9 protein-coding genes are annotated in these 4,186 nt (G+C 42.1%); 6 read left to right on the top strand and 3 right to left on the bottom strand.

Features of this window, described 5'->3' with window-relative positions; translation table 11 throughout:
• Window positions 1–147: 147 nt before the first annotated feature.
• The 4 genes from IM500_RS12555 (at window position 148) to IM500_RS12540 (ending at window position 1,533) form a co-directional block, all read left to right on the top strand.
• Window positions 148–411 (top strand): hypothetical protein, encoded by a 264-nt coding sequence (locus IM500_RS12555; RefSeq protein ID WP_287738571.1) that lies wholly within the window; start codon window positions 148–150, stop codon window positions 409–411.
• Between the two features lie 3 nt (window positions 412–414).
• Complete coding sequence (locus IM500_RS12550) at window positions 415–822, top strand: hypothetical protein (protein ID WP_150977591.1); 408 nt, start codon at window positions 415–417, stop codon at window positions 820–822.
• Between the two features lie 148 nt (window positions 823–970).
• Window positions 971–1,195: a DUF433 domain-containing protein gene (locus tag IM500_RS12545; protein ID WP_190723437.1), complete on the top strand. Its 225-nt coding sequence runs from the start codon at window positions 971–973 to the stop codon at window positions 1,193–1,195.
• Window positions 1,192–1,533, top strand: a complete 342-nt coding sequence (locus tag IM500_RS12540; RefSeq protein WP_190723435.1) for a DUF5615 family PIN-like protein — start codon at window positions 1,192–1,194, stop codon at window positions 1,531–1,533. The genes IM500_RS12545 and IM500_RS12540 overlap by 4 nt, the downstream gene beginning before the upstream one ends.
• Window positions 1,534–1,581: 48 nt before the next feature.
• Here the strand turns inward: IM500_RS12540 and IM500_RS12535 are convergent, their stop codons facing one another.
• Window positions 1,582–1,884, bottom strand: a complete 303-nt coding sequence (locus IM500_RS12535; RefSeq protein WP_190723433.1) for an element excision factor XisI family protein — start codon at window positions 1,882–1,884, stop codon at window positions 1,582–1,584.
• Entirely contained in the window at window positions 1,869–2,288 is a 420-nt protein-coding gene (locus tag IM500_RS12530) for a XisH family protein (protein WP_004161549.1), read from the bottom strand. The genes IM500_RS12535 and IM500_RS12530 overlap by 16 nt, the downstream gene beginning before the upstream one ends.
• 340 nt (window positions 2,289–2,628) lie before the next feature.
• Between IM500_RS12530 and IM500_RS12525 the strand changes: the two genes are divergently transcribed.
• Window positions 2,629–2,751: a hypothetical protein gene (locus IM500_RS12525; protein WP_287738568.1), complete on the top strand. Its 123-nt coding sequence runs from the start codon at window positions 2,629–2,631 to the stop codon at window positions 2,749–2,751.
• Window positions 2,752–2,818: 67 nt separating this feature from the next.
• Here the strand turns inward: IM500_RS12525 and dusB are convergent, their stop codons facing one another.
• Window positions 2,819–3,826 (bottom strand): tRNA dihydrouridine synthase DusB, encoded by a 1,008-nt coding sequence (gene dusB / locus IM500_RS12520; RefSeq protein WP_190718210.1) that lies wholly within the window; start codon window positions 3,824–3,826, stop codon window positions 2,819–2,821.
• Window positions 3,827–4,024: 198 nt separating this feature from the next.
• On the opposite strand from dusB, the gene IM500_RS12515 reads away from it, so the two are divergent.
• Window positions 4,025–4,186 (top strand): helix-turn-helix domain-containing protein (locus IM500_RS12515; protein ID WP_071824394.1); only part of this gene is annotated, 162 nt, incomplete at its 3' end.

The following is a 4,186-nucleotide window of genomic DNA, read 5'->3' as shown; positions in this document are numbered from 1 at the left end:
TGTGGAAGCTTTAGAAGCTTTTCGGACAGCGATGTCTTTCCGTTTCTTTGAGTGGCTGACCGAGAATCGGGATGTGTTTGCCGCTTACAAAGCCAGTTTAGGCTTTATTTGGGCTTGAAATTTGTTTAAGTCCCACTAGGAGTCGGTATGGCTCCAGTAGCAGCAGCAGGAGCAGTGGTTGGCACAGCAGTTTACGGAACCAAAAAAGCAATAGAAGAACAAGACGCAACGGCAATTGGAGCAGCGGCAATTGGTGCGGGTGCTGGAGCCGGTATATCAGCATTGGTTGGAGGTATGGGATTAGCAGTAGGGGGGACGGCAGTTGCAGTTACAATGGCTCCCGTAGCGGCGGCAGTAGGAGCAGTAATTGGTTTAGCTGGGTATGGGATCTCTAAATTATTCACTGAGTAAATAATGGCTACACGGAAAAGACAGTCCCCCAATGCTGCTCAAAAATTAGTAAGAGGAGCAATTCGGGACTTTATTAATCAGCTTAATGGCATAGTTATTGAGCCAGAGATAAATGCTCCTGTAAAGGGGACAGAGGCTTGGTATCGGGACAAACTGGCTAGAGAATTAGGAGGAAAAACCGAGGTTTACATTGATAAGGTAGGTAGAATAGATGTCTTAACTAATACTGAAATAATTGAAGTTAAAAATACAAAAGGCTGGAAATCAGCGATTGGCCAAATAAAGAGTTATGGACAGTATTATCCCAAACATAAAATGAGAGTTCACCTATTCGGGAAATTGACTGAAAGTAAACTGGAAACTATTCAGAGAGTATGTAACCTAGAAGGTATAACTCTAACTTGGGAATAGTATGATCGCCGCTCTGGTAGGGTGCGTTCCCTGATGCGGGTCCTACCGCTGCAGCGATCGATTTTAAGGAAACCCAACATCCTTACCTGTTACTATGAAAGGGTATAATAAGTTTACTTAAGGTCATCAAAGAGGTAACAAAACCTTAATGGAAAATCGTATCCATATCAATCCAGATATTTGTAATGGAAGACCTGTTATAGCTGGAACCCGAATTCCTGTGCAAACAGTTATGGAATTTTTGGGAGCAGGGGATTCTATTGAAGAAGTCCTTGAAGAATATCCTTCTCTGAATCGAGAAGATATTTATGCCTGTATGCAATTTGCAGCAAGATTGATGGCGAATCACTATGAAGTCAGAAAAATTGCATGAATGGTTTTTTCTTCGATGAAAATTTACCAGCTAAAATCCTGTTCACTCCATCTTTACCGATCGTTCATGTTTCGGTTTTAGGTAGAAGTCCAAGGGATACGGAAATTTGGCAATATGCAAAGGATAAAAAACTGGTTATTGTTACGAAAGATGCGGACTTTTCTGATAGACTAATGCTAGATTTTTCCCCACCCAAAGTAGTACATCTCCGTTTTGGCAATATACGAAAACGCGAATTTCATCAGTTTTTAGCTCGTATTTGGCCACAGATTGAAGCTTTGGTCATTGAACATAAATTAGTTAATGTCTATTTAGATCGAATTGAAGCATTTAGATAATTTTTCCTAACATTCAGTGCGATATCGCTAAGGTGGGTAATGCCTGCCTTACTCTAGGGAAAGTCCAGTAATAATATCTTCTGGGGGAATCCCAGCCTGAATTAAAGTGGTTGTTAATCCTTCTTCAAGATTATCATCTTCAATGACAATTTTATTTTTCAATAAACGAGCGTGAAATAAAATTGTATTAATCCATGCTTCTTTTTCCCAACCAGTCATAATTATTAAAAAGTGGCCTGATTCTGGATCACAAACTGGGGTAATTTTAAGGTTTTGTAATCGAGGTTGCATCGCCGATTCTTTTCTGATAACTTGAGTCAGAATATCGGCATAATTTACTGTGTTATCCATTCGACAATTATCTCCTTTTGAGGATTATAAATAATTAAATTGATTCTATTACGTTTAATAACCAGTTGGAAAATAGCTTTTTTGAAGTGTTTTAAATAAACCGCTTCACTAATGCCCAAAAAAAGTTTTCTTTCAGGTTCTTGTGAATCTAAAGCCCATTGGTATAATTGAAGTTGTCCTATTGTTTTTTCTAATTCACTGATAACTGAAGGCGTATCAAAGTCTTTGATTTCTACAGCAATTTTACGATCTTCTTTTTCCGCAGCAAAAAACTTTTCTGCTCCTAAATCAGCTTTAAGCAAGGTTTTTTCTAAGGTTAGAATTAAAGGATCATCAGTGATTTTCCAACCTTCTTTTTCTAAAGTATGACGTAATGATAAATGTAGATCGTCTCGTCTGGACATCCTTATAAACCCTGCTTAAGAGGTTCGTTTACTATTTTACTACAGTTCGCCCTAATTCGGATTTATTATGACCGAAAAAGCGGTAAGGTGGGCAATGGCCACCCTACTATTTCTATTTTCGCTTGGTCAGGCTAGAGACTAACCCTAATCCTCCTAATCCTAACAAGGCAACAACAGAACTCAGTGCAGATCTGGTAGGGTGCGTTCCCTCATGCAAGTCCTACCGCTGCAGCGATCAATTTTGGGGAACGCACCACGATCATTGATTCAAGTAAATGATAATAATCTAAAAACGTCTAGGCACAGCGACGGACGGGAGTGCGATCGGATGTAGACAAATATGGGGGTATTTTACCTTCTCAGCGTTGGGGTTATTGGCTCTCGACCTGATATTATCGATAGTCAGGAGCAGGCAAGCAAATTGCGCCATGAAGCTGAAACCCGTGAGCGGGCTTGGCAGTAAATGTACCTTGTCGATGATGCTGAGGAACCAGCAAAAGGTTCGTAAGAACCTACAGCTTGTAGCACCGTTATCTGTAAATATTCTCGTTTTCAAGGTTTAATTGGGCAATAGCTCCATCAATTAAATCACAGCCCTCCCCCAGGGATTCGATCCGCGAAAACCGCTCGCGCCAAACCGCCGCACCAGTAAAATCCTGACAATACCAAGCCAGATGTTTCCGCGCTTGCCAAATACCGCGTTGTCCCTTGTATAGCCATAGCCCCTGTAAATGCTCTTTAGCTAGGCTTAACAGGTCAATAGAGGTGGGTTTCGGCAACTTTTTGCCTGTTTTGAGGTAATAATCGATTTCCCCCACCAAATAGGGATAACCGAGGGTTCCCCGCGAACACATCACCCCATCGGCCCGGGTAAATTCCAAACAATTAATCGCCGCTTCCACAGAAACAATATCGCCATTAGCGATGACAGGAATCGATAAAACCTCCTTCACCCGTTTAATCCATTGCCAATCGGCTGGCCCATGATAACCCTGTTCCCTAGTGCGTGCGTGCAGGGTCAACATTTGCGCTCCCGCATCTTCCAAACGACGGGCAAAATCGATAATATTAATCTCCTGAGCGTTCCATCCCAAGCGAGTTTTCACTGTTACCGGCACCGATACCGCTCTCACCACTTCCCTAACAATTTGCCCGGCAATTTCTGGCTGTCGTAAAAGCGAAGAACCGCCGCCTTTTTTAGTAATTTTATTAACTGGACAACCCATATTAATATCGATGGTCATCGCTCCTTCTTTAACCGCTTTTTCCGCCGCCACAGCCATAAAATCGGGACGGCAATCAAATAACTGCATACTAATTGGTTGTTCTTTGTCCCCGATAACCATCAATTGCGGTAACTCTTGCAGCTGGGAGATTTCTGTCGCGTTGACCATCTCCGTATAGAGCATGGAATCGGGAGCAAAGCGTCTCACCAAGCGCCGAAAAACTAAATCCGTGACACCGGATAAAGGTGATTGCAAGACCCGGCTATGCACTTCTAAGTTACCGATTTTGAGAGGGGATGAGTAGATAGCCATAGAACCAGTTAAAAAATCAACAGCCAACACCAGCAAACCGAACAATTAGGGGATAGTTCCGTCACTGTTAGCATTTTGCCAACCCCTAATATATGGTTAACCGTCATCGAAAATTTTGGGTCTGAAACCCCGTCGTTCTACGACGGCTTTACCGTCAAATATTAGCACATTTACACGATATATGCTAGAATGCGGGATATGGAAAAAGCCTATTCGTTTCGATTTTACCCGACACCCGAACAAGAGTCGCTATTGCGGCGCACATTGGGCTGTGTAAGATTGGTTTACAATAAAGCTCTCCACGAACGAACACAAGCTTGGTATGAAAGACAAGAAAGAGTAGGCTACGCTCAAACTTCT

Origin of the sequence: Microcystis sp. M179S2, assembly GCF_020245805.1 — a bacterium.
GTDB classification, from domain to species: domain Bacteria; phylum Cyanobacteriota; class Cyanobacteriia; order Cyanobacteriales; family Microcystaceae; genus Microcystis; species Microcystis aeruginosa.
The sequence above is the reverse complement of the archived record's forward strand: the minus strand, read 5'-3'. Positions and strand labels throughout refer to the sequence as shown.